This window comes from Streptomyces sp. NPDC044106, from assembly GCF_056433985.1.
In genome coordinates, this window is record NZ_JBWKFZ010000011.1 from 246,098 (window position 1) to 269,896 (window position 23,799).

A 23,799-nucleotide genomic window follows, 5' to 3' on the forward strand; every position below is an offset into this window, starting at 1 on the left:
AGCGATGTCGGTCCCGCAGCCCACGGCTGAGCAGCGCGGCGAGGAGATCCTCGCCGTCTTCGGCACGGCGTTCGGCGAGCTGCTTGCCGCGGACCCCGCCGCGTTCCGGGTGAAGTTCCGGAAGATGGCCTCCTCCGCCTTCGCCTTCTACCGCGGCACGGCCTGCCTGTTCTACGCCGACCTGGAGCGCGAGCAGCACGGCAGCCCCTACCTCGACGACCGTACGGGCCGGGTGTGGATCCACGGCGACCTGCACGCCGAGAACTTCGGCACGTACATGGACGCCCAGGGCCGCCTGATCTTCAACGTGAACGACTTCGACGAGGCGTACGTCGGCCCCTTCACCTGGGACCTGAAGCGCTTCGCCGCCTCCGTGGCCCTGATCGGCTACTCCAAGGCGCTCAGCGACGAGCAGATCACCGAGCTGGTGCGGGTCTACGCCGCGGCCTACCGCGCGCGCATCCACGACCTGGCCACCGGCGCCAAGAGCGACGAGGTGCCGCCCTTCACCCTGGACACCGCCCAGGGCCCCCTCCTGGACGCGCTGCGCGACGCCCGCTCCCTGACCCGCTTCGGCCTGCTCGACTCGATGACGGAGATCCGCGACTTCGAGCGCCGTTTCGCGCCGGGCGGCGGCTCCATCGAGCTCGACGCCGCCACGCGGTACAAGGTGCTCGCCGCCTTCGACGGCTATCTGGAGACGCTCCCGGAGTCCTCGCTCACCCGCCCCGACTCCTACCGCGTGAAGGACGTCGTCGGCCGCCGCGGCATCGGCATCGGCTCCGCGGGCCTGCCCTCGTACAACATCCTCCTCGAGGGCAACAGCGACGCCCTGGAGAACGACGTCGTGATCTACCTCAAGCAGGCGCAGACCCCCGCCGTCTCGCGCCACATCACGGACCCCGCCGTCCGCGGCTACTTCCAGCACGAGGGCCACCGCACGGTCATCTCGCAGCGCGCACTGCAGGCGCACGCCGACCCGTGGCTCGGCTGGACCGAGCTGAACGGCGCGGGACAGCTGGTCGCCGAGGTCTCGCCGTACGCGGTGGACCTGGACTGGTCGGACATCGACGACCTGGACGAGATCGCGTCGGTCGTCGCCGACCTGGGCCGCGCCACCGCCACGATGCACGCCGCCGCGGACGACGAGAGCGGCCACTCGGAGCTGGTGCCGTTCTCCACGGAGCGCGCCATCGACGCCGCCATCGCGGCCGACGAGGCCGGTTTCGGTGAGCTGCTCGTGGACTTCGCGCACCTCTACGGAGCGCGTGCGCGTGAGGACCACCAGATCTTCGTCGACCTCTTCCGCAACGGCCGTATTCCGGGCCTGTAGCCCTCCGGCCGCCCCGGGGCGATTCAAAGGCACCTTTAAGGAGCCCCCACAGGAAGACATGGCACACTCCTGGACGATGGACATGTCCGGGATCCAGCTCAGAGCCGTGCGCGCGGCGCTCTTCACGGCACTCGTCGTGACGCTCTCCGCCGCGTCGCACGTGCTGCTGTCCCGTGCCCCCCTGCCGCCGGCCACCGTCGCGGGGATCGCCGCCGCCGTCTTCGCCGTCGCGTACGCGACGGCGGGTCGCGAGCGCGGCTACGGCCGGATCGCCGCCCTGCTGATCCCCCTTGAGCTGGCCGCCGACACGGTGTTCACCGCGGGACAGCACGTCTGCTACGGGGAGGCCGGCGGTCCCGTCGCGGGCCCGCTGCGCTCCGTCGGCCTCGACGTGCTGTGCGGCGGGACGCCCGTCGGGACCCCGCTGTCCCGCATGACCGCGGAGGGGCACGACGCCGCCGCGCTCCTCGCCGACGTGGACCCCGGCGCCGCCTGGCTGCTGCTCGGGGCGCACATCGGCGTGGGCCTCGTCGCGGCGGCCTGGCTGCGGCGCGGCGAGCGGGCCCTCGCCCAGCTGCTGCGCGCGGTCGCCGCCGCCACGTTCCGGCCCCTGCTGATCGCGGTCGCCGCGGTCACCACGTCCCGGCCGCCCGTACGCCGCCTGCCGCGCCCCGGTCGCCGGGTCCTGCCGGCGGCGCGCACGCGGCTGCTCGTGCACTTCGTGGGGAGGCGTGGACCGCCCTGCCCGGCCGTCCACGCCTGAGCACAGCCACCCCACGCAGTCACGTACACGGAGAGAACGATCATGAGCAAGCGCAACAGCCAGGCCGCCAAGTCCGCCGCCCGCGAGCGCATCCGCGCCCAGCAGGAGGCCGAGCGCAAGCGGGAGAAGCGCAAGCGCGCCGTCATCGTCGGTGTCTCCATCGTCGGTGTCCTCGCGATAGCCGGCGGTGTCGGTTACGCCGTCATGCAGTCCAACAAGCCGGGTTACTGGGAAGAGGCCAAGGACAAGAAGCTGGTCAAGCCCGCGAACACCTCGGGCGAGGACGGCACGACGGTCACGATCGGCAAGTCCGGCACGAAGAACACGGTCCACCTGTACGAGGACCCGCGCTGCCCCGGTTGCGCGGCCATGGAGCAGTCCATCGGCTCCGCGATCGACAAGGGCATGAAGGACGGCGACTACAAGCTGAACTTCACCATCGGGACGTTCCTCGACAACAACCTCTCGGGCGTCGGGTCGAAGAACGCCCTCAGCGCGCTCGGCGCCGCCCTGAACGTCAGCCCCGACGCGTTCCTGGAGTACAAGAGCGCCCTGTACTCGGCGAAGTACCACCCCCAGGAGAGCGCCGACGACTTCGCCGACGACACGTACCTGATCAAGGTGGCGAACACCGTGGACGCCCTCAAGAACAACGACAAGTTCAAGAGCGCCGTCGAGAAGGGGACCTTCGACCGCTGGGCCCTCACGATGAGCGACTCCTTCCAGTCGGCCAAGGGCGTGGAGTCCACCCCGACCATCAAGATCAACGGGAAGGTGGTCGAGACGCCGAAGAACCCCGACGCGTGGAAGGCCGCCCTGAAGAAGGCGGGCGTCACGAAGTAGCGGACTGAACAGTACTCAAGAGGGGGGCGAACTTCAGGAGTTCGTCCCCCTCGCGCGATGACCGGTCCGTATCGTCATCATCCGTGACCAGTCAAAACGATCTTCATTCGTCGCTCAACTCCCCTGCCCCGAGCCGCCGTACGGTCGTCAAGGCCGCAGCCGCAGGCGCCGCGCTCGCCGCACCGCTCACCTCCATACCCGCGCACGCCGCCGACGGCCCCGCCTTCCACCACGGCGTCGCCTCGGGAGATCCGCTGCCCGACGGTGTCCTGCTCTGGACCCGCGTGACGCCCACCGCCGAGGCCGTGCCGGGATCCGGCAAGGGTCCCGACACCGAGGTGAGCTGGGAGATGGCCGAGGACAAGGGGTTCACCCGGATCGTCGGACGCGGCAGCACCACCGCACGGGCCGCCGGCGACCACACGGTCAAGGCCGATGTAAGGGGCCTGCGCCAGGCGACCACCTATTACTACCGCTTCTCCGCGGGCGGCGGATCCCCGGTCCACTCACCCGTGGGCCGCACCCGTACCGCCCCCGCCCACGACGCCGCGGCGCCCGGCGTCCGCTTCGGAGTGGTGTCCTGCGCCAACTGGGAGGCGGGGTACTTCTCCGCGTACCGCCATCTCGCGGCCCGCTCCGAACTCGACGCCGTCCTGCACCTCGGCGACTACATCTACGAGTACAGGAGCGGCGAGTACCCGTCCGCCGAGTACGTCGTACGTCCGCACGAGCCGCGGCACGAGATCACCACGCTCGCCGACTACCGCACCCGGCACGGCGCCCACAAGACCGACCCCGACGCGCAGGCGATGCACGCCGCGCATCCGGTCATCGCGATCTGGGACGACCACGAGTTCGCCGACAACGCCTGGTCGGGCGGGGCGGTGAACCACTCCCCGGAGACGGAGGGCGGCTGGGCCGGGCGCATGGCCGCGGCGAAGCAGGCGTACTTCGAGTGGATGCCGGTGCGCCCCTCCACCGAGGGCACCGTCTACCGCCGCGTCCGCTACGGCAGCCTCGCCGACCTGCACCTGCTCGACCTGCGGTCCTTCCGCTCCGAGCAGGCCGGATTCGGCAGCGGCGCGGTCGACGACCCGGACCGCTCGATCACGGGGCGGGCCCAGCTCGACTGGCTGAAGGCGGGCCTGGCCTCATCGGACGCGGCCTGGAAACTGGTCGGCACCTCGGTGATGATCTCCCCTGTCGCCTTCGGCTCGCTGCCGGCCCACCTCCTCGAACCCCTCGCCGAGCTGCTCGGCCTGCCCAAGGAGGGCCTCGCCGTCAACACCGACCAGTGGGACGGCTACCCGGACGACCGCAAGGAACTCATCGCCCACCTGCGCGACCGGAAGATCCGGAACACCGTCTTCCTGACCGGTGACATCCACATGGCCTGGGCGAACGACGTACCGGTCAAGGCGGCCACCTACCCGCTCTCGGCCTCCGCCGCCACGGAGTTCGTGGTCACCTCGGTGAGCTCCGACAACATCGACGACATGCTCCACGTCGCCCCGCACACGGTCTCCCTGGTGGCCGCGGGCGCCATCAGGGCCGCCAACCGCCATGTGAAGTGGCTGGACATGGACGCGCACGGCTACGGAGTGCTCGACGTCACCGCCGAGCGCTCGCAGATGGACTACTACGCCGTCTCCGACCGGACCGACCCCGGGGCGACCTCGGCCTGGCTCCGCTCGTACCGCACCCTCAGCGGCACGCAGAAGGTCGAGCGGGTGGACGCGCCGGTGCGCTGATACGCGGCGACGGTCAGAGCGTCTCCAGGAAGCCGAGCGCCGTGCGCCACGTCGTCTCCGCGGCCTCGGCGTCGTAGTCGTCGAGGTCCGGGTCGGTGTAGAGGTGCCCGGCGCCCGCGTAGCGGTAGACCTCCACATCGGCCCCCGCCCGGCCCATCCGCAGGTACCAGGCGCTCAGCCAGTCGTCGGACTCGAACGGGTCGGGCTCGGCGACGTGCAGCTGCACCGGCAGGTCGTCCACGGACGCGTTCTCCGCGATGTCGGAGGTGCCGTGCAGGAGCAGCAGCCCGCGCGCCTTCGCGTCGCCGAGGGCGAGGGTCTGGGCGGTGGCGGCGCCGAGCGCGAAACCGGCGTAGACGAGGCCGCGCTCCGAGTAGGGCGCGGCGGCGAGGATCGCCCGCTTCAGGAGCTCGTCCTTGCCGAGCTCCTCCTGGAAGGCCCTTCCTTCCTCGATGTCGTCGAACACGCGGCCCTCGAAGAGGTCGGGGGTCCAGACCTCGTGCCCCGCGGCGCGCAGCCGGTCGGCCGCCGCGTGCACCGCGGGCCGCTGCCCGTACGTCGAGTGGAAAAGCATGATGTTCATGGGGCCATCGTGCCATTTGGCCGGTACCCCTACTCTCGGAGGCATGGAGAACGTACTGCGTCCGTTGATCGTGATCGGCGGCTCGGTCGTGCTCACGCTGGTCGTCGGCTGGATGGTCGACGTGCTGTTGCGCCGGGCCGACGAGCGGCACCACGACACCCCGCTGTGGGGCCTGCTGCGCCGTGGCCGCGTCCCCCTGCAAGTCGTCCTGTGCACCGCGCTGCTGAGAGGGTCCTACGGTGAGGCCAAGCTCACCAAGGACCACTCGATGCTGATCGGCCGGGCCCTCACCCTCGTCCTCATCGGCTCCACGGCCTGGCTGATCGTGCGGATCGCGGCGGCCGTCGTCGAGTCGTCGTACGCGCGCTACGCCGCCATGCACCGCGACCCGGCCAGGGTGCGCCGGGTGCGTACGCAGGTGACCCTCATCCAGCGCGTGGTCACCGCGATCGTCGGCGTCGTGGCCGTCGCCGCGATGCTGCTCACCTTCCCCGCCATGCAGGCGGCGGGCGCCTCGCTGCTCGCCTCCGCGGGCATCCTCGGCATCGTCGCCGGTGTCGCCGCGCAGTCCACCCTCGGCAACCTCTTCGCGGGGCTGCAGATCGCCTTCGGCGACATGGTGCGGCTCGGGGACACGGTGGTGGTGGACGGCGAGTGGGGCACGGTCGACGAGATCACCCTGACCTTCCTGACCGTCCGCACCTGGGACGAGCGCCGGATCACCATGCCGGTCTCGTACTTCACGTCGAAGCCCTTCGAGAACTGGTCGCGGGGCAGCTCCGAGATGACCGGCACCGTCTTCTTCCAGCTGGACCACTCGGCGCCGATCAACCTGATGCGCGAGAAGCTCCACGACGTCCTGCGCGACTGCGCGGCGTGGGACGGCAGGGACTGGGGCCTCGCGGTCACGGACACCACGACGAGCACCATCCAGGTCCGCGCCCTGGTCACCGCCAAGGACGCGGACGACATATGGACGGTGCGGGTCACGGTGCGCGAGCAGCTGGTCCGCTGGCTCACCGAGCACCACTCCTACGCGCTGCCGCGGGTCACCACCGTCTCGGCCGTCGAGCCCATCGAACCGCCGGCGGCCAACGGCCACCGCAGGCGCGAGCCGTTCCCGCCCCAGGCGCCGCGCACGGGCCGGGGCTGACACCGGTCCGCGCGCCGGTCACCGCAGGCTGCGTACGTCGAGGTGGCGCAGGACCCGGTCGACGACCTCGGGGTCGGCGCCGGGTTCGCTGCGCGCCGCGAGCACCTCGTGGCGCGCGGCCGACATCATGTCGCGCTGGATGCGCTGGACGGCCTTCAGCCGGTCGACGCGCTTGGCGTACCGGGCGCGCCGCTCGTCGTCGAGCAGGTCGGGGCTGATCCTGGCGCCGATGTCGAGGGCGCCGCGGTGCAGCCGCTCGGACAGGTCGTCGGGCAGCTCCTCGACGTCCTCGATCTCCTTGAGGCGCCGCTTGGCGGCCTTGGCGGCGCGCAGCGCGAGCGTGCGCTCCAGCTCGCGCTCCGCGTCGGCGTCGGCGCGTACGTTGAGCTTGCGCACCAGCCAGGGCAGGGTGAGCCCCTGGACGACGAGGGTCGCCATGATCACGCAGAACGCGATGAAGATGATCTCGTCGCGGGCGGGGAACGGAGTGCCGTCGTCCGTCTTGAGCGGAATGGCGAGCGCCAGCGCCACGGAGGCCACGCCCCGCATCCCCGCCCACCACATCACGACGGTCTCGCGCCAGGTGGTCGGGATCTCCTCGTCGACGTCCCGCCGCTTGTGCAACCGCTTGGCCAGCCAGGTCGCGGGCAGCAGCCAGAGCAGTCGTACGCCGACCACGACCGCGACGATCGCCGCGCCCCACCCGTACATCTGCCACTGGTGGCCCTTGGCGATGCCGAAGACGTTGTGCAGTTCGAGGCCGATGAGCCCGAACGCGATGCCGGTGACCAGGGTGTCGACGATCTGCCAGAAGGTCTGGCCGGTGATCCGCCCGAGCACGTCGTCGGCGTCGACGGCGTTCTCCGCGAGGTAGAGCGCGGTGGTCAGGACGGCGAGCACGCCGGAGCCGAGCAGTTCCTCGGCGAGGACATAGCTGACGAACGGGACGAGGAGCGTCAGGCCGGTCTGCAGGGTGGCGTCGCCGAGCAGCCCCATCAGCTTGTTGGTGAGCCAGCCCAGCACCAGGCCGACGACGACGGCGACCACGCCCGAGAGGACGAGCAGCCCGGCGGCGGACGGCAGGGAGAAGGTTCCGCTCATCGCCGCCGCGATCGCCACGTGGTAGAGCACGATCGCCGTGACGTCGTTGAAGAGCCCCTCGCCCTCCAGGATCGACACGAGCCTGCGCGGCAGTCCGAGGGACCCGGCGACCGCGGTCGCGGCGACGGGGTCGGGCGGCGCGACGAGCGCCCCAAGCGCCACGGCCGCCGCGAGCGGCAGCCCCGGCACTATGGCGTTGGCCATCGCGGCGACCGCCGCCGTCGTCACGAACACCAGCGCGACGGCGAGCAGGAAGATGGGGCGGATGTTGGCCGTGAACTGCCGCCACGAGGTGCGCTGCACGGAGGCGTACAGCAGCGGCGGCAGGACCAGCGGAAGGATGAAGTCGGGCGGGATCTCGACGTTGGGCACGAACGGGAGCAGCGCCATGCCGATCCCCGCCAGCGTCATCAGGACCGGCGCGGGCAGCCCCAGCCGGTCCCCCAGTGGCACGGTGAGCACGGCTCCGAGCAGCAAGATGAGCACCAGTGCCAGTTGATCCACGGTGTGCCCTCCGGCGTCGAGACTTGAACGATCAAGACCTCAACCCTGCCACGCGTCGGCCAATAATCGGATCAATGGCCCCTCGGAGTCGTGCTCGCGGCGCCGTGGCACGACGCCTCTCGCGATGCCTTTCCCAGTGCTCCGGCGGGCTCGGTGACGCTACCGGTCCAGCGACTTGCGCATCGCCCGGTGCGGGATTCCCGCGTCGGGGAACTCCGGCCCGTACACCTCGTATCCCAGGCGTTCGTAGAAGCCCAGGGCGTGTGTCTGCGCGTGCAGGTCCACCGCGGTCAGGCCACGCGCTCGTGCCGCGTCCTCGATGGCGCCGACCAGCAGGGCCCCGACGCCGAGGCCGCGCGCGGACTTCGTGACGGCGAGCCGGCCGAGCGCGCCCACCCCGGCCTGCCCGCCGTTCTTGACGGCCGCCGCCTCGCCGGTGAGGAGCCGTCCCGTGCCCAGCGGGACGCCGTCCTCGCGCACGGCCAGGACATGCACCGCCCCGGCGTCGTACGCGTCGTACTCCAGCTCGGCGGGCACCCGCTGCTCGGTGACGAAGACGTCCTCGCGGACCGCGAAGCAGGCCTCCCGGTCGTCGGTGTCTTCTGCGACCCGGACCGTCACTCCGCTCACGAACTCTCCGCCCGCACCCGGTCGAGCGCCTGCTGGAGGTCGTCCGGATACTCGCTCTCGAACTCCGCCCACTGCCCGTCGCCCGGGTGCTCGAAGCCGAGCCGCACGGCGTGCAGCCACTGGCGGGTGAGGCCGAGGCGCCTGGCGAGCGTCGGGTCCGCGCCGTACGTCAGGTCGCCCACGCAGGGGTGGCGGTGCGCCGACATGTGCACGCGGATCTGGTGGGTGCGCCCCGTCTCCAGCTTGATGTCGAGCAGCGAGGCCGCGCGGAACGCCTCGATCAGGTCGTAGTGCGTGACGGAGGGCTTGCCCTCGGCCGTGACCGCCCACTTGTAGTCGTGGTTCGGGTGGCGGCCGATCGGGGCGTCGATGGTGCCGCTCATCGGGTCGGGGTGGCCCTGCACCAGCGCGTTGTAGCGCTTGTCGACCGTGCGCTCCTTGAACTGGCGCTTGAGCGAGGTGTACGCGCGCTCGGACTTGGCGACCACCATCAGGCCGGACGTGCCCACGTCCAGGCGGTGCACGATGCCCTGCCGCTCGGCGGCACCGGAGGTGGAGATCCGGTACCCGGCCGCCGCGAGACCGCCGATCACCGTCGTGCCGGTCCAGCCGGGGCTCGGGTGCGCGGCCACGCCGACCGGCTTGACGATCACGACGATGTCGTCGTCGTCGTGCACGATCTCCATGCCCTCCACGGGCTCGGCGACGACCTGCACCGGAGCGGGCGCCTGCGGCATCTCCACTTCCAGCCAGGCGCCGCCGTGCACCCGCTCGGACTTGCCGACCACCGAGCCGTCGACCGAGACCTTCCCCGCCGCGGCGAGCTCGGCGGCCTTCGTACGGGAGAACCCGAACATGCGCGAGATGGCGGCGTCGACGCGCTCGCCCTCCAGGCCGTCCGGCACGGGCAGGGTTCGGATCTCGGGAATCGTGCTCACCCATTGAGTATGCAGGAGGCCACCGACACTCCCGCACCACAGGCCCGTCGCACCGGCCCCGGCATCAGTCCTTGTGGACGGTGCCGTCCGGATCCAGGCCGCGGAAGGAGAGCAGCACGATCAGGATGCCGCCGCAGACGATCGCCGAGTCCGCGAGGTTGAAGACCGCGAAGCCCTTCGGGGCGATGAAGTCGACCACCGCGCCCTCGAAGACGCCGGGCGCGCGGAACAGGCGGTCGGTGAGGTTGCCCAGCGCCCCGCCGAGCAGCAGGCCGAGCGCGATCGCCCACGGCAGGCTGTACAGCTTGCGGGCGAGCCGGGCGATGACCACGATGACGGCGGCCGCGATGCAGGTGAAGATCACGGTGAAGGCCTCGCCGAAGCCGAACGCGGCGCCCGCGTTCCGGATGGCGGAGAGGCGCAGCCAGTCCCCGACGAGCTCGATCGGCTCGTGGTGCTCCAGCTTCGCCACCACGAGCATCTTGCTGATCAGGTCCAGGGCGTACGCGAAGACGGCCACCACGAACAGCACGGCGATCCTGCGCCTGCCCCTGCCCTGCTGCCCGTCCTGACCCGCGGCGTCGCCGGGCGTGCCCGCCGCCGTTCCGTCGGAGTCCTGGCCGGACTGCTCCGGCTCCGGCTCCGTCCCAGCCGCCTCGGGGATGTCCGGCGTACCGATGATGCGCTCCGCCTCTGCCACGTGAGTCCCTCAACCTAGGTACCTGACTGGGGAGAGCGTACGGCACACCCGTACGGCCCCCGGTGCCCAGGCCGTGCTCTCAGTAGCGCCGTTCCTCCTTCTGCTTGCACTCCACGCACAGCGTCGCGCGCGGGAAGGCCTGCATCCGCGCCTTGCCGATCGGATTGCCGCAGTTCTCGCAGAGGCCGTACGTCCCCGCGTCCAGGCGCTCCAGGGCGCGCTCGGTCTGCTCCAGCATCTCCCGCGCGTTGGCCGCGAGCGACATCTCGTGCTCCCGCGTGATGTTCTTCGTGCCGGTGTCCGCGTCGTCGTCGCCCGCGCCGTCCCCGGAGTCCCGCATGAGGCCGGCGAGGGCCTCCTCGGATGACGCGATCTCGCTGCCCAGCCGCAGCGCCTCGCTCTGCAGCTCCGTGCGGGCCTCGTCGACCTCCTGCGGAGTCCAGGGGTCCTCGCCGGGCCGGACCGCGAGCTCACCCGGCTCCGCCGCGCCCGCCCGCGCCTTGGGCACCGCCGTGGGCGTCTTCGCTGCTGTCGCCGTGCCCGGAGTCTTCTTCGCAACCACCGTCGTGGCTCCCGTCGTCTCCGCGGCCTCAGCCGCATCCTCGGCCGCGGACGCGACCGTCTTCTTGCTCTTGCCCGTGCTCTTGCTCGTGCTCTTCGCGGCGGTGCGGTCCGTCTCCGGTCCCGCCTCGGCCGCGCTCTTCTTGGCCGCGCTCTTCTTGGCCGTGGTCTTCTTCGCCGTGCGCTCGGTGGTCGCGCCCGCCTCGGCGGCACCCTCCGTGGCCGGGCGCTTCCTGGCCGCGGGCGCCTCTGCCGCGCTCCTGCCCTCGTGCGTGGCGCTCTTCTTCTCGGCCGCCTTCTTCGCCGGGACGGCCTTCTTGGCGGCGGTCTTCTTGGCCGGGCTCTTCTTCGCCGCGGCCTTCTTGGCGGCGCTCTCGGAGACCGCCTCGTCCGCAGAGGCGGCGGCGGTGGCAGCGGCCTTCCCGGTCGCGGTCTTCCGGGGCGCCCCCGCGGCCCCCGCACGCTTCTTGCCGCTCACGTCCTTGGACGTCACCGCGGCGGCGCCGGTGGATCTGCCGGACGCCGAATGCTGTTCGGCGGTCTTCTTCGCCACCATGGCCGCGGCCCCTTCACATATTGTGATCTTGCACGCGAATCGTGCTGGGACGATAAATCGACTCCGGGCCCGCGGCAACGGGGCACGCCGCCAGATCCGCCCGCCCCGCGGGCCCCGCACGGCGAGTCTGCATGCGTTGTGCCCAACTCCCTGCCGGGTAATCCGCCGCTCACCGCACGCCCGGAACCGTCCGGCCCGCATGTCGCCATTCGGGTCACTCCGCTCCCCCGTCCCCGGCCGCCGCCGGGCTCCCGGAAAACCGGTCGGCCCCGCCTTCCCGGGCGCCGTACACTGGGCGGCAGCGAGAAGCGTGGATGGGGACGAGTAGCGGCGTACGCAGCCATGAGCGACCCGGGGACGGTGTGAGCCCGGGGGCCGGCACGACGTGAAGATCACCCCGGAGCCGCCGGAAGAAAGCCGAGGCCCTCAAGGCGAGGCGAGTAGACCCGGTATCGCGACCCCAATGAGGGGGCTCACCGGCACGGACCCCGTACCGGAGGGCCAAGGAGGGTGGTACCGCGGGAGCGCGCCGCAACAGGCGCACACGCTCTCGTCCCTCCGACGGAAGGCAGCACATCCGCCGGAGGACTCGTTGAATACGCCGCCGCAGTACCGTCAGGTGCCCGCCCAGGTCGACCTGCCCGCCCTCGAGCACGCCGTGCTCGACTTCTGGCGCGAGCAGAAGATCTTCGCCAAGAGCCTCGAACAGTCCGAGGGCCGCCCCGAGTGGGTGTTCTACGAGGGCCCGCCCACCGCCAACGGCATGCCGGGCGCCCACCACATCGAGGCCCGCGTCTTCAAGGACGTCTTCCCGCGCTTTCGCACCATGCGGGGCTACCACGTGGCCCGCAAGGCCGGCTGGGACTGCCACGGCCTCCCCGTGGAGCTCGCCGTCGAGAAGGAGCTGGGCTTCAACGGCAAGAAGGACATCGAGGCGTACGGCATCGCCGAGTTCAACGCCAAGTGCCGCGAGTCCGTGACCCGGCACACCGACGCCTTCGCCGAGCTGACGACCCGCATGGGGTACTGGGTCGACCTCGACGACGCGTACCGGACGATGAACCCGGAGTACGTGGACTCGGTCTGGTGGTCCCTGAAGGAGATCTTCAACAAGGACCTGCTCGTCCAGGACCACCGCGTCGCCCCCTGGTGCCCACGCTGCGGCACGGGCCTCTCGGACCACGAGCTGGCGCAGGGCTACGAGACGGTCGTCGACCCCTCCGTCTACGTCCGTTTCCCCCTCACCTCCGGTCCTCTCGCGGGCGAGGCCGCCCTCCTGGTCTGGACGACGACCCCCTGGACCCTGGTCTCCAACACCGCCGTCGCCGCGCACCCCGACGTGACCTACGTCGTCGCGACGGACGGCGAGGAGAAGCTGGTCGTCGCCCAGCCGCTCGTCGAGAAGGCCCTCGGCGAAGGATGGGAGACCACCGGCGAGACCTTCACCGGCGCCGAAATGGAGCGCTGGAACTACCAACGTCCGTTCGAACTCGTGGAGTTCCCGGAGCCCGCGCACTACGTCGTCAACGCCGGCTACGTCACCACCGAGGACGGCACCGGTCTGGTCCACCAGTCCCCCGCCTTCGGTGAGGACGACCTCAAGGTCTGCCGCGCGTACGGCCTGCCGGTCGTCAACCCGGTCCGCCCCGACGGCACCTTCGAGGAGGACGTCCCCCTCGTGGGCGGTGTCTTCTTCAAGAAGGCCGACGAAACGCTCACCAAGGACCTCGACGACCGCGGCCTGCTCTTCCGGCACATCGCGTACGAGCACAGCTACCCGCACTGCTGGCGCTGCCACACGGCCCTGCTCTACTACGCGCAGCCGTCCTGGTACATCCGCACCACGGCCATCAAGGACCGTCTCCTCGAGGAGAACGAGAAGACCAACTGGTTCCCCGACTCGGTCAAGCACGGCCGCTTCGGCGACTGGCTGACCAACAACGTCGACTGGGCGCTCTCCCGCAACCGCTACTGGGGCACCCCGCTGCCCATCTGGCGCTGCGAGGAGTCCCACCTGACCTGCGTCGGCTCGCGCGCCGAACTCACCGAACTGACCGGCGAGGACCAGTCGGAGCTCGACCCGCACCGCCCGTTCATCGACGAGATCACCTTCAGCTGCCCGCAGGAGGGCTGCGGATCGACGGCCACGCGCGTGCCGGAGGTCATCGACGCCTGGTACGACTCGGGCTCGATGCCGTTCGCGCAGTGGGGCTACCCGTACAAGAACAAGGAGCTCTTCGAGAGCCGGTACCCGGCGCAGTTCATCTCGGAGGCCATCGACCAGACCCGCGGCTGGTTCTACACGCTGATGGCCGTCGGCACCCTGGTCTTCGACAAGTCGTCCTACGAGAACGTGGTCTGTCTCGGCCACATCCTCGCCGAGGACGGCCGCAAGATGTCCAAGCACCTGGGCAACATCCTCCAGCCCATCCCGCTCATGGACCAGCACGGCGCCGACGCGGTCCGCTGGTTCATGGCGGCCGGCGGCTCCCCCTGGGCGGCCCGCCGCGTGGGCCACGGCACCATCCAGGAGGTCGTCCGCAAGACGCTCCTCACGTACTGGAACACGGTGGCCTTCCAGGCGCTCTACGCCCGTACGTCGAAGTGGGCCCCCAGCGACGCCGACCCGGCGCCCGCCGACCGCCCGCTCCTGGACCGCTGGCTCCTCAGCGAGCTGCACGCGCTCACCGACCAGGTCACCCAGGCCCTGGAGGGCTACGACACCCAGCGCGCGGGCAAGCTCCTGTCCGTCTTCGTCGACAACCTCTCCAACTGGTACGTGCGCCGCTCCCGCCGCCGCTTCTGGCAGGGCGACAAGGCGGCCCTGCGCACCCTGCACGAGGTCGTCGAGACGGTCACGCGCCTGATGGCCCCGCTGACACCGTTCATCACCGAGCGTGTCTGGCAGGACCTGATCGTGCCGGTCACCCCGGACGCCCCGGAGTCGGTGCACCTGACCTCGTGGCCCGAGGCGGACCTGTCGGCGATCGACCCCGAGCTGTCGAAGCAGATGGTCCTGGTGCGCCGCCTGGTCGAGCTCGGCCGTGCCACGCGCGCGGAGTCGGGCGTCAAGACCCGTCAGCCGCTGTCCCGCGCGCTCGTCGCGGCGGCCGGCTTCGAGGCGCTGGGCCCCGAGCTGCGCGCCCAGATCACCGAGGAACTCAACGTCTCCTCGCTGGCGTCGCTCTCCGAAGTCGGCGGTTCACTGGTCGACACCACCGCCAAGGCCAATTTCCGGGCTCTCGGCAAGCGCTTCGGCAAGGGCGTCCAGGCGGTCGCCAAGGCCGTCGCCGAGGCCGACGCCGCCGCGCTCTCCCTGGCCCTGCGCGAGGGCACGGCCTCGGTCGAGGTCGACGGCGAGAGCGTGACGCTCGCGCCCGACGAGGTCATCATCACGGAGACCCCGCGCGAGGGCTGGTCGGTGGCGTCCGAGTCCGGCGCCACCGTCGCCCTCGACCTGGAGATCACCGAGGAGCTGCGCCGCGCGGGCCTGGCCCGCGACGCGATCCGCCTCATCCAGGAGGCCCGCAAGAACAGCGGCCTGGACGTCGCGGACCGGATCGCCCTGCGCTGGACCTCCCCGGACGCGGAGGTCGTGACGGCGCTGTCCGACCACTCCGGGCTCATCGCCGACGAGGTCCTCGCCACGGAGTTCACCTCGGGTGAGGCGGACGACACATTCGGGGAGCCGTTCACGGACGACTCCCTGAAGCTGACGTTCCGCCTCCGCAAGGCGTAGGCGCTCGCACCGAAGGCCCGGCCCCGATGGGGCCGGGCCTTTCGCGTAATCGCCTGCCGGTACACAAAAGGGCCGGGCCCCCAGAAATATCTGGGGGCCCGGCCCTGAACGCCGCCGACGCCTATGGCGTGCTCACGCCCGTCAGTTGTCGTCCTCGTCGATGAGGAAGCCACGCATCGGGGACGGAGCCTGCTGCATCGGCTGCTGGCCCTGCGGCCGCACCGGCGCCATCGGCTGGGTCATCGCCGGGGACATCTGCTGCTGGCCGCCGTACGACGGGCCGTTGCCCGGCTGGTTGCCGCCCATCGACTGGTTGCCGCCGTAGGACGGGGCACCCGCGCCGGCCGGAGCCATCGAAGGCGCCGGGGACGGCGGCAGCGAGGCGGTGGCCGGAGTGCGCGGCGGGGCCAGCGAGTCGTCGGCCTGGGTCTCCAGCTGGCGCAGCTGCGACTCCAGGTACGACTTCAGACGCGTGCGGTACTCGCGCTCGAAGCCGCGCAGGTCCTCGACCTTGCGCTCGAGCGTGGCGCGAGCGGACTCCAGGGAGCCCATCGCGACACGGTGCTTCTCCTGCGCGTCCCGCTCCAGGGCGTCGGCCTTGGCGCGGGCGTCACGCTCGAGGCCCTCGGCGCGCGAGCGGGCCTCGCCGACGATCTTGTTGGCCTCGGAACGGGCCTCCGCGATCGCCTGGTCGGCGGTCTGCTGCGCGAGCGAGAGCACCCGGGCGGCGCTGTCGCCACCGGGGCCCTGACCGGGCTGCGGCATCTGCGGGCCGCCCATGGGACCGCCCATGGGGCCGCCCATCTGACCCTGGCCCATCGGACCCTGACCCATCGGGCCGGGACCCTGCGGACCACCCTGCGGGTGGCCCTGGCCGTGGCCGCTGGGGCCTGCGGGCAGCTGCGGTGCGCCACCGGGCAGCTGCGGCGGGCCGCCCATGGGGCCACCCATCTGCTGCTGCTGCGGCGGGACCGGCTGCGGACCCGATATTGCGGCGGGCACGGGTGCGCCGGGACCGCGCTGGTCCTGGGGCCCGTCGGGGCCCTTGCGCATCCCGCCCTGCTGCTGGTTCTGCGCGGCGGCACGGGTGGCCGCGGCGAGCTTGGCGCGCAGGTCCTCGTTCTCGCGGAGCAGGCGGGTCAGTTCGGCTTCGACCTCATCGAGGAAGGCATCGACCTCGTCCTCGTCATAGCCTTCTCGGAGGCGGACGGTCGTGAACTGTTTGTTCCGCACGTCCTCGGGGGTCAACGGCATCTCTTCACCTCAACGTAGTCGTCGGCATTCGGCAAGACCGTATTAGACATCGCACTCACAGCTGACTCACGATGTGGATCAGGATGTAGACGATGATCATCAGTACGAAGAAGGACAGGTCGAGCGCCACGCCCCCGAGACGCAGCGGCGGAATGAACCGCCGCAGAAGCTTGAGCGGTGGATCAGTGACAGTGTAGGTGGCCTCCAGAACGACCACCATCGGCTTGCCGGGTTGCCATGAGCGGGCGAACTGGAAGACGTAGTCCATGACCAGTCGGAAGATCAGCACGATGAGGAAGCACATCAGCGCGATGTAAAGCACCTGCACGACCACGCTCATGTTCGCGGTTCCCTCTCCCCTGTTACTCGCGCTTCGTCGTTCCGGTACTGCGTCTACGGCAACTACTGCATCACTGCGTCTCAGCTCTGGTTGAAGAACCCGCCCTCTGCGATGCGAGCCTTGTCCTCCGCCGTTACATCGACGTTAGCAGGCGACAACAGGAACACCTTCTGCGTCACTCGTTCAATGCTGCCATGCAGACCGAAGACCAAACCGGCCGCAAAGTCGACAAGTCGCTTCGCGTCCGTGTCGTCCATCTCGGTCAGATTCATGATCACCGGAGTGCCCTCACGGAAGTGTTCCCCGATGGTACGGGCCTCGTTGTAGGTCCGCGGGTGCAATGTGGTGATGCGGTAGGGCTCCCGCTCGGACACGACCTTGGGCATGATCACCGGTGCGTTCTTCTCCAGGCTCTGGCGTTCAGGTGTGATGGATGCCACGGGGGCGATTCGTGCCGGACGTCCGGATTCCGCGGCTTGCGGAGCGGAATGGGGCGCCGGCTCGCGCTGGGCCGGCGGCTGCACCACTCGTACCGATTCGTCCCTTTGCAACTGGTGGGACTGATGCGACGGTTCGTGCCTTCTGCGGTCACGCTCGGGCTCCGGCTCGGGTTCGAACTCGTCATCGGGGTCGAACCCCGGACCGTCGTACCCATCGTCCTCCACGAGGCCGAGGTAGACCGCCATCTTGCGCATCGCGCCGGCCATGCTCTGAGTCCTCCGCTCTGTGGTGGATCGGCTGTCGTCACCAACCGCTCGCGATCCACTGGGTCTCCCCGCCCAACAGCGAGAATGACCATATTTTCTGCTGTGGTCCGACTTCTTGGCGACGTTACCCGAGCCCGGGGCGGACTCCGAGTACCGCCGTACCGACGCGCACATGTGTCGCACCGGCCGCAACGGCCTGCTCGAGATCCGCACTCATCCCTGCCGACACCATGTTCGCAGCAGGATGAGCCGCGCGCATGAGGGTTGAGAATTCCATCAACCGCTCGAACGCCGCCTGTTGCCGCCCCGCATACGCCCCGGTGAGCGGCGCCACGGTCATCAGACCATCGAGCCGCAGCCCCGGCGTCGCCGCCACGAGACCGGCCAACTCCTCGATTTGGCCGGGCCCGACGCCCCCGCGCTCGCCCCGCCCGTTCTCCTCGGCGTCGAGTGCGACCTGGATCAGGCACCCGAGTTCACGCTCGGCGCGTACCGCCGCCGTCGAGAGAGCTGTGACGAGTTTGGGACGATCAACGGACTGCACGACATCGGCATAACCGACCACGGAACGAACCTTGTTGGTCTGCAACTGACCGACAAAGTGCCACGTAAGAGGAAGATCCGTACATTCGGCCGCCTTCGGCGCCGCGTCCTGGTCGCGGTTCTCGGCGACGTGCCGCACACCGAGTTCGGCCAGGATCCGCACGTCGCTCGCGGGGTAGGTCTTCGTGACCACGATGAGGGTCACTTCCTCCCGCTTGCGGCCTGCCGCCGCGCACGCCGCGGCGATGCGCTCCTCCACCTTCGCCAGATTCTCCGCGAGTTGGGCCCTGCGTTCCGTCATGTCCTATCAGTCCAGCCAGACATAGCCCGCGAGACGACCGGTGGTGCGGTCGCGGCGGTACGAGAAGTGGTCACCTGATTCCAGGGTGCACACCGGCGACTGCTGCCGCCCGCGCACCCCGAGCCGCTCCAGCTGGGCGTGGACCCCGGCGCTCACGTCGACCGCGGGCGTGCCCCAGCTCGTTTCGGCGTACGCCGCGGGCTCGACGGCGGCGGCATCGGCGCGCATCGCCTCCGGCACCTCGTAGCAGCGCCCGCAGACGGCGGGTCCCGTGCGGGCGACGATGCGGCCCGGGTCGGCGCCGAGCTCCACCATGGCCTCGACTGCGGCGGGCACGACGCCCGCCAGCATGCCGGGGCGGCCCGCGTGCGCCGCGGCCGCGACCCTGGCCACGGGATCGGCGAGCAGGACGGGCGTGCAGTCGGCGGTGAGGACGGCGAGGGCGAGGCCCTCGCGGGCGGTCACCACCGCGTCGACGGCGGGAATCCCGGCGTCGGAGCCCCAGGGCCCCTCGACCACCGCTACGTCGCGGCCGTGCACCTGGTTCATCCAGACGACCCGGTCCGGGTCGATGCCGAGCGACTTGGCGGCCAGCGCGCGGTTGGTGCGCACCGCCTCGGAGTCGTCGCCGACCGCGCCGCCGAGGTTGAGCTCTTCGTACGGAACGGCGCTCACCCCGCCCCACCTGTCGGTGAAGGCGAAGTGCGCGCCGCTCACGGTGCTGTGCTCGCTTATCACTTCAAGAAGTCCGGCACGTCCAGCTCTTCGGCGGCGCTGTCCGAGTACGGACGGGCCGGCGGGACCTGCGGCGGGGCCGTGGGCGCGGACGGGGCCTCGCTCACGGGGGCCGGCTCGGCGGGCTCCGGGGCCGGGGGCTCGTCGCGCGGTGTGACGCTGCCGAGGTTGCCGAAGGCCGGGCGGGACGATTCAGCGGGCCGGGACGGGGTGGCGGACGGCGCCGAGGGCTCCTCGCGCTTGGCGGAGGAGGACGCCGAGAGGACCGTGTCCCGCTTGGACGGCGGCTGCCCGCCGTCGAAGCCCGCCGCGATGACGGTGACCCTGACCTCGTCGCCGAGCGCGTCGTCGATGACCGCGCCGAAGATGATGTTGGCCTCGGGGTGGGCCGCCTCGCTGACCAGCTGGGCCGCTTCGTTGATCTCGAAGAGGCCGAGGTCCGAGCCGCCGGAGATGGAGAGCAACACGCCGCGTGCGCCGTCGATGGACGCTTCGAGCAGCGGCGAGGAGATCGCCATCTCCGCTGCGGCCACCGCACGGTCGTCGCCGCGGGCCGAGCCGATGCCCATGAGCGCCGAACCGGCCTCGGACATGACCGACTTGACGTCGGCGAAGTCGAGGTTGATCAGGCCGGGCGTGGTGATGAGGTCGGTGATGCCCTGGACACCGGAGAGCAGGACCTGGTCCGCCGACTTGAAGGCGTCGAGGACGGAGACCTGCCGGTCCGAGATGGACAGGAGCCGGTCGTTGGGGATGACGATGAGGGTGTCGACCTCTTCGCGCAGCTCCGCGATGCCGTCCTCGGCCTGGTTGGCGCGGCGACGGCCCTCGAAGGTGAACGGCCGGGTGACCACGCCGATGGTGAGGGCGCCGAGCGAGCGCGCGATGTTGGCGACGACGGGTGCGCCGCCGGTGCCGGTGCCACCGCCCTCGCCGGCGGTGACGAAGACCATGTCGGCCCCCTTGAGGACCTCCTCGATCTCCTCGCGGTGGTCCTCTGCGGCCTTCCGGCCGACGGCCGGGTTGGCGCCGGCGCCGAGTCCACGGGTGAGTTCACGGCCGACGTCGAGCTTGACGTCGGCGTCGCTCATCAACAGGGCTTGCGCGTCGGTGTTGATGGCGATGAACTCGACGCCCTTGAGACCGACCTCGATCATCCGGTTGATGGCATTGACACCACCGCCGCCGACACCGATGACTTTGATGACTGCGAGGTAGTTCTGCGGTGCTGCCACGTCGAAGGCCTCTCGCCTCGAGTTACGTGTCGCCGTTTCGCATCGATGCGAAGCGGCGACTGATGCCGAATGGGACGGTCCGAACGCCGACCCGAACCCTAACGCTGAAGTTTAGGGTTACCAGTGTGTCTGTTCCCTGGACTCTTCCGAACAGGACACTAAGTCGACAAGTGGCGCACGTTCAACGAACACGCCGAACCTCCCGTTTTTCTTTTCACCCTATGTGATCAGCCGTAGCGCTGCCGAACCAGGGTGCTGGCCTGCGACGATATGCGTCAACTCCCCGACGCCGCAGGGGCGGTGGGGACGCTCACATCGAAGTGCCGCGCCTTGGGGGCCGCTTTCATCAGGGCGGTGAGGGTCGTGGCTTTCGTACGCCCCCTCTCGCCGCTGCCCCACGCGACGGTGCGATCGCCGCTCAACTCCAGCGAGATGGAGTCGAACGAGCGGACCTTCACGTTCCGGGTGTCCCTGGCCACCGCCCCCGGCAGGTCACCGGCGACCCGCACCGCCTCGCGCAGCAACCGGTCGGTGCCGAACCGGCGCAGGCTCGCCGCGCCGCTCTCCCGGTCCGGCGCCAATTCGAGCAGCGGCACCGCCTTCGGGGCGCGCTCGACCGTGGCGAATCGCACTCCCTTGCCGTCCACTTCGATGAACTTTCCGCCCTTTTCGATGAGAAGAACCGGCTTACGTTCCGTCACTTCGAGCCCGATTCCGTGCGGCCAGGACCGGACGACGTCAACCGAGTCAATTCGGGGCAATTTTGAGCGCAGCCGGTCTTCGATCGCGACCGTATCGACCGAAATCAGTGGTGCCCCGACGGGGGCATCCGCCGCTTCGCGCACCTCCCGGGGCGTCAGCACCCGGGTGCCCGACGTCTTCACGTGCTCCAGCCGGAGCCACTGCGAGCCGTAGAGCACCCAGCTGCCGCCGGCACCGAGCGACAGGACCAGGACCAGAATGACAATCAGAGTGCGCGAACGCGGCCGCCTGAAGCGGCGGACGCGCGGCGGACGGGCCGGGCCGGACTTCTTCTGCTGCCGTTCGGCGGTGGTCGGTCCGGCCACGGTCCCCTGCCTTCTCACGCGTTGCGGCGTGACGCAATCGCCTCGTACACCATGCCGACGAGCAGCTCGTCGGCGTCCCTGCGGCCGAACTCCGAGGCCGCGCGGGACATCTCGTACAGCCGGTGCGGGTCGGCAAGCACGGGCAGGACGTTGCCCTGGACCCACTCGGGCGTCAGTTCCGCGTCGTCGACGAGGAGTCCGCCGCCCGCCTTGACCACCGGCTGGGCGTTGAGCCGCTGTTCGCCGTTGCCGATCGGCAGCGGGACGTAGGCGGCGGGCAGCCCGACGGCGGAGAGTTCGGCCACGGTCATCGCGCCCGCGCGGCAGAGCATCATGTCGGCCGCGGCGTACGCGAGGTCCATCCGGTCCACGTACGGTACCGGGATGTACGGGGGCATCCCCGGCATCTGCTGCACCTGCGGCAATTCGTTCTTCGGGCCGACCGCGTGCAGGATCTGGATGCCCGCGCGCTGCAGGACCGGGGCGATCTGCTGGACGACCTCGTTGAGCCTGCGGGCGCCCTGCGAGCCGCCGGAGACGAGCAGCGTCGGCAGGTTGGGGTCGAGGCCGAAGGCGGCGCGCGCCTCCGGGCGGACCCGGGCCCGGTCGAGCGTGGCGATGGTGTGCCGCAACGGGATGCCGATGTAGCGGGAGTTGCGCAGCTTGCTGTCGGGGGTGGCGACGGCCACCCCGTGGGCGTACCGCGAACCGATCTTGTTGGCGAGGCCGGGCCGCGCGTTGGCCTCGTGCACCACGATCGGCGTCCCTGTCCGCTTGGCCGCGAGGTACCCCGGCAGCGCGACGTAGCCGCCGAAGCCGACCACGCAGTCCGCCTTGGTGCGCTCCAGGATCTGCTCGGCCGCCTTGATCGTGCCGCGCAGCCGTCCCGGGACGGTGATCAGCTCAGGGGTGGGCTTGCGCGGCAGCGGGACGGCAGGGATCAGCGCCAGTTCGTAGCCCCGCTCGGGTACGAGTCGGGTCTCGAGTCCACGCTCCGTGCCCAGGGCCGTGATGCCCACGGTCGGGTCCTGCCTTCGCAGGGCGTCCGCGAGGGCGAGCGCGGGCTCGATGTGGCCGGCGGTCCCCCCGCCGGCGAGTACGACATGCACCGAAATTCACCGCTCTCCGGACGAACGCGCCTTGACGCGCCGTCTCATCGTGTTCCATCTCACCCGAGGTTGCCGCATGGCCAGGGCCGCCTTCGCCGCGGGGTCCGATCGCGCGAAGGCGATGAGGAGTCCGATGGCGAACATGGTCGGCAGCAAGGCGGAGCCCCCGTAGGAGAACAGCGGGAGCGGGACACCGGCGATCGGCAGCAGACCGAGCACCGCACCGACGTTGATCACGGCCTGCGCCGTGATCCAGGTGGTCACGCCTCCCGCGGCATACCTCACGAAGGGGTCCTCCGTGCGTCCGGCCACGCGGATACCCGCATAGCCTAGAGCCGCGAACAGGGCGAGCACCGACAGCGTCCCTGCCAGGCCGAGTTCCTCCCCTGTGATGGCGAAGATGAAGTCGGTGTGCGGTTCGGGCAGTTGACCCCATTTTTCCACACTGGCGCCGAGTCCGGAACCGAAGAATCCGCCGGAGGCCAGGGCGTAGATGCCGTGCACGGCCTGCCAGCACTGGTCGCCGGGGCCGGGATCGGTGGCGCCGATGCAGCCGAGCCTGGCCATCCGGTTGGGGCTGGTCTTGATGAGAATCACACCGAGCAGGGCCGCGATGCCGAGCACCCCGGCGAAGAGCCGGGTGGGGGCGCCCGCGAGCCAGAGCAGCCCGAAGAGGATCGCGGTGAGGATGATCGCCGTGCCCATGTCGCCGCCGAGCATGATGAGTCCGAGCAGCATGAAGGCGACGGGCACGAGCGGCACCAGCATGTGCTTCCACTGGGCGAGGAGCCGCTTGTCGTGTTTGCGGGCGAGCAGATCGGCGCCCCACAGGATCAGGGCGAGCTTGCCGAACTCACTGGGCTGGAGCTGGAACGGGCCGCCCAGGTAGATCCAGTTCTGGTTGCCGTTGACGCTGCGCCCTATCCCCGGGATCTGTACGAGGACCATCAGGAAGACGGTCACCGCGAGGATCGGGTAGGCGAGCGCCCGGTGCAGCTTGACGGGCATCCGCATGGCGATCAGGAGCAGGACCGTGCCGAGCACGGCCGCCACGAACTGCTTGCGGAAGAAGTACGAGGCGGGCAGGTTCAGCTGCAACGCCTGGATCATCGAGGCCGAGTAGACCATCACCAGGCCGAGCACGGTGATCAGGAGGGTACTGCCGAAGATCAGGTAATACGCCGTGAGCGGCCGGTCCCAGGCCCGGCGGACCCGGGTGCGCAGCCGTCGCAGCCCACTCTCGCCCGGAGGGTGGGCGGCTCCTCTGGCGCGTACCGGAGCCGGTCGTCTGGCGACCCGCACGGAAGACCTGGCCACGTTCCCTCCCAAGGGTGTGCCCGGCGCCCCGCCGGG

General features: G+C 70.5%; 21 protein-coding genes. 6 read left to right on the top strand and 15 right to left on the bottom strand.

Annotated elements, in window-relative coordinates; translation table 11 throughout:
* The first annotated feature begins 4 nt into the window (after window positions 1–4).
* The 4 genes from AC07DI_RS21880 (at window position 5) to AC07DI_RS21895 (ending at window position 4,690) form a co-directional block, all read left to right on the top strand.
* Window positions 5–1,333 carry a DUF2252 domain-containing protein gene (locus AC07DI_RS21880; protein WP_478905722.1) on the top strand — a complete coding sequence of 443 codons (1,329 nt, stop codon included), beginning with the start codon at window positions 5–7 and terminating at the stop codon, window positions 1,331–1,333.
* Between the two features lie 76 nt (window positions 1,334–1,409).
* Entirely contained in the window at window positions 1,410–2,096 is a 687-nt protein-coding gene (locus AC07DI_RS21885; protein ID WP_384255931.1) for a hypothetical protein, read from the top strand.
* A gap of 42 nt (window positions 2,097–2,138) precedes the next feature.
* Window positions 2,139–2,939, top strand: coding sequence for a DsbA family protein (locus AC07DI_RS21890; RefSeq protein ID WP_478905723.1), 801 nt, complete (start codon window positions 2,139–2,141; stop codon window positions 2,937–2,939).
* Between the two features lie 83 nt (window positions 2,940–3,022).
* Window positions 3,023–4,690, top strand: coding sequence for an alkaline phosphatase D family protein (locus tag AC07DI_RS21895; protein WP_478905724.1), 1,668 nt, complete (start codon window positions 3,023–3,025; stop codon window positions 4,688–4,690).
* Between the two features lie 13 nt (window positions 4,691–4,703).
* Here the strand turns inward: AC07DI_RS21895 and AC07DI_RS21900 are convergent, their stop codons facing one another.
* Entirely contained in the window at window positions 4,704–5,273 is a 570-nt protein-coding gene (locus AC07DI_RS21900) for a dienelactone hydrolase family protein (RefSeq protein ID WP_478905725.1), read from the bottom strand.
* A 43-nt stretch (window positions 5,274–5,316) separates the two neighbouring features.
* Here AC07DI_RS21900 and AC07DI_RS21905 point away from each other — a divergent pair, with 43 nt between their 5' ends.
* Window positions 5,317–6,426: a mechanosensitive ion channel family protein gene (locus tag AC07DI_RS21905; protein ID WP_478905726.1), complete on the top strand. Its 1,110-nt coding sequence runs from the start codon at window positions 5,317–5,319 to the stop codon at window positions 6,424–6,426.
* 18 nt (window positions 6,427–6,444) lie between these two features.
* Here AC07DI_RS21905 and AC07DI_RS21910 read toward each other — a convergent pair whose 3' ends face one another.
* The 5 genes from AC07DI_RS21910 to AC07DI_RS21930 all read right to left on the bottom strand — a co-directional run bounded on the left by AC07DI_RS21910 (window position 6,445) and on the right by AC07DI_RS21930 (window position 11,416).
* Window positions 6,445–8,031 (bottom strand): Na+/H+ antiporter, encoded by a 1,587-nt coding sequence (locus AC07DI_RS21910; RefSeq protein ID WP_478905727.1) that lies wholly within the window; start codon window positions 8,029–8,031, stop codon window positions 6,445–6,447.
* A 159-nt stretch (window positions 8,032–8,190) separates the two neighbouring features.
* Complete coding sequence (locus AC07DI_RS21915; RefSeq protein WP_478905728.1) at window positions 8,191–8,661, bottom strand: GNAT family N-acetyltransferase; 471 nt, start codon at window positions 8,659–8,661, stop codon at window positions 8,191–8,193.
* Complete coding sequence (locus AC07DI_RS21920; RefSeq protein WP_478905729.1) at window positions 8,658–9,599, bottom strand: RluA family pseudouridine synthase; 942 nt, start codon at window positions 9,597–9,599, stop codon at window positions 8,658–8,660. Before AC07DI_RS21920 ends, AC07DI_RS21915 begins: the two co-directional genes overlap by 4 nt.
* A 64-nt stretch (window positions 9,600–9,663) precedes the next feature.
* Window positions 9,664–10,299 (bottom strand): signal peptidase II, encoded by a 636-nt coding sequence (gene lspA / locus AC07DI_RS21925; protein WP_478905730.1) that lies wholly within the window; start codon window positions 10,297–10,299, stop codon window positions 9,664–9,666.
* Between the two features lie 79 nt (window positions 10,300–10,378).
* Complete coding sequence (locus AC07DI_RS21930; protein WP_478905731.1) at window positions 10,379–11,416, bottom strand: TraR/DksA family transcriptional regulator; 1,038 nt, start codon at window positions 11,414–11,416, stop codon at window positions 10,379–10,381.
* 592 nt (window positions 11,417–12,008) lie between these two features.
* Between AC07DI_RS21930 and ileS the strand changes: the two genes are divergently transcribed.
* On the top strand, window positions 12,009–15,155 hold the full coding sequence (gene ileS, locus AC07DI_RS21935) for an isoleucine--tRNA ligase (protein ID WP_478905732.1): 3,147 nt from the start codon (window positions 12,009–12,011) through the stop codon (window positions 15,153–15,155).
* A gap of 141 nt (window positions 15,156–15,296) precedes the next feature.
* On the opposite strand, the gene AC07DI_RS21940 is transcribed toward ileS, so the two are convergent.
* The 9 genes from AC07DI_RS21940 to ftsW all read right to left on the bottom strand — a co-directional run bounded on the left by AC07DI_RS21940 (window position 15,297) and on the right by ftsW (window position 23,763).
* Window positions 15,297–16,409 (bottom strand): DivIVA domain-containing protein, encoded by a 1,113-nt coding sequence (locus AC07DI_RS21940; RefSeq protein ID WP_384263047.1) that lies wholly within the window; start codon window positions 16,407–16,409, stop codon window positions 15,297–15,299.
* A gap of 55 nt (window positions 16,410–16,464) precedes the next feature.
* Complete coding sequence (locus AC07DI_RS21945) at window positions 16,465–16,749, bottom strand: YggT family protein (RefSeq protein ID WP_150166801.1); 285 nt, start codon at window positions 16,747–16,749, stop codon at window positions 16,465–16,467.
* An 80-nt stretch (window positions 16,750–16,829) separates the two neighbouring features.
* Window positions 16,830–17,456 (bottom strand): cell division protein SepF, encoded by a 627-nt coding sequence (locus tag AC07DI_RS21950; protein ID WP_384263050.1) that lies wholly within the window; start codon window positions 17,454–17,456, stop codon window positions 16,830–16,832.
* A gap of 124 nt (window positions 17,457–17,580) precedes the next feature.
* Window positions 17,581–18,300, bottom strand: a complete 720-nt coding sequence (locus AC07DI_RS21955; protein ID WP_478905733.1) for a YggS family pyridoxal phosphate-dependent enzyme — start codon at window positions 18,298–18,300, stop codon at window positions 17,581–17,583.
* Window positions 18,301–18,306: 6 nt separating this feature from the next.
* Window positions 18,307–19,017: a peptidoglycan editing factor PgeF gene (gene pgeF, locus AC07DI_RS21960; protein WP_384263055.1), complete on the bottom strand. Its 711-nt coding sequence runs from the start codon at window positions 19,015–19,017 to the stop codon at window positions 18,307–18,309.
* A gap of 17 nt (window positions 19,018–19,034) precedes the next feature.
* Window positions 19,035–20,270 (bottom strand): cell division protein FtsZ, encoded by a 1,236-nt coding sequence (ftsZ, locus tag AC07DI_RS21965; RefSeq protein WP_478905734.1) that lies wholly within the window; start codon window positions 20,268–20,270, stop codon window positions 19,035–19,037.
* A gap of 275 nt (window positions 20,271–20,545) precedes the next feature.
* The gene (locus AC07DI_RS21970; RefSeq protein WP_478905735.1) at window positions 20,546–21,337 is read right to left on the bottom strand and encodes a cell division protein FtsQ/DivIB; all 792 of its coding nucleotides are present in this window, start codon (window positions 21,335–21,337) and stop codon (window positions 20,546–20,548) included.
* Between the two features lie 14 nt (window positions 21,338–21,351).
* Window positions 21,352–22,446, bottom strand: coding sequence for an undecaprenyldiphospho-muramoylpentapeptide beta-N-acetylglucosaminyltransferase (gene murG, locus AC07DI_RS21975; protein ID WP_384263063.1), 1,095 nt, complete (start codon window positions 22,444–22,446; stop codon window positions 21,352–21,354).
* Window positions 22,447–22,452: 6 nt separating this feature from the next.
* On the bottom strand, window positions 22,453–23,763 hold the full coding sequence (gene ftsW / locus AC07DI_RS21980) for a putative lipid II flippase FtsW (RefSeq protein ID WP_384263066.1): 1,311 nt from the start codon (window positions 23,761–23,763) through the stop codon (window positions 22,453–22,455).
* Window positions 23,764–23,799 lie beyond the last annotated feature (36 nt).

Coding starts and splice junctions, on each gene's coding strand:
- AC07DI_RS21945 (WP_150166801.1), bottom strand. CDS start 16,749: ATGAGCGTGGTCGTGCAGGTGCTTTACATCGCGCTGATGTGCTTCCTC.
- AC07DI_RS21905 (WP_478905726.1), top strand. CDS start 5,317: ATGGAGAACGTACTGCGTCCGTTGATCGTGATCGGCGGCTCGGTCGTG.
- AC07DI_RS21900 (WP_478905725.1), bottom strand. CDS start 5,273: ATGAACATCATGCTTTTCCACTCGACGTACGGGCAGCGGCCCGCGGTG.
- AC07DI_RS21885 (WP_384255931.1), top strand. CDS start 1,410: ATGGACATGTCCGGGATCCAGCTCAGAGCCGTGCGCGCGGCGCTCTTC.
- AC07DI_RS21880 (WP_478905722.1), top strand. CDS start 5: ATGTCGGTCCCGCAGCCCACGGCTGAGCAGCGCGGCGAGGAGATCCTC.
- AC07DI_RS21930 (WP_478905731.1), bottom strand. CDS start 11,416: ATGGTGGCGAAGAAGACCGCCGAACAGCATTCGGCGTCCGGCAGATCC.
- AC07DI_RS21890 (WP_478905723.1), top strand. CDS start 2,139: ATGAGCAAGCGCAACAGCCAGGCCGCCAAGTCCGCCGCCCGCGAGCGC.
- AC07DI_RS21940 (WP_384263047.1), bottom strand. CDS start 16,409: ATGCCGTTGACCCCCGAGGACGTGCGGAACAAACAGTTCACGACCGTC.
- AC07DI_RS21955 (WP_478905733.1), bottom strand. CDS start 18,300: ATGACGGAACGCAGGGCCCAACTCGCGGAGAATCTGGCGAAGGTGGAG.
- AC07DI_RS21950 (WP_384263050.1), bottom strand. CDS start 17,456: ATGGCCGGCGCGATGCGCAAGATGGCGGTCTACCTCGGCCTCGTGGAG.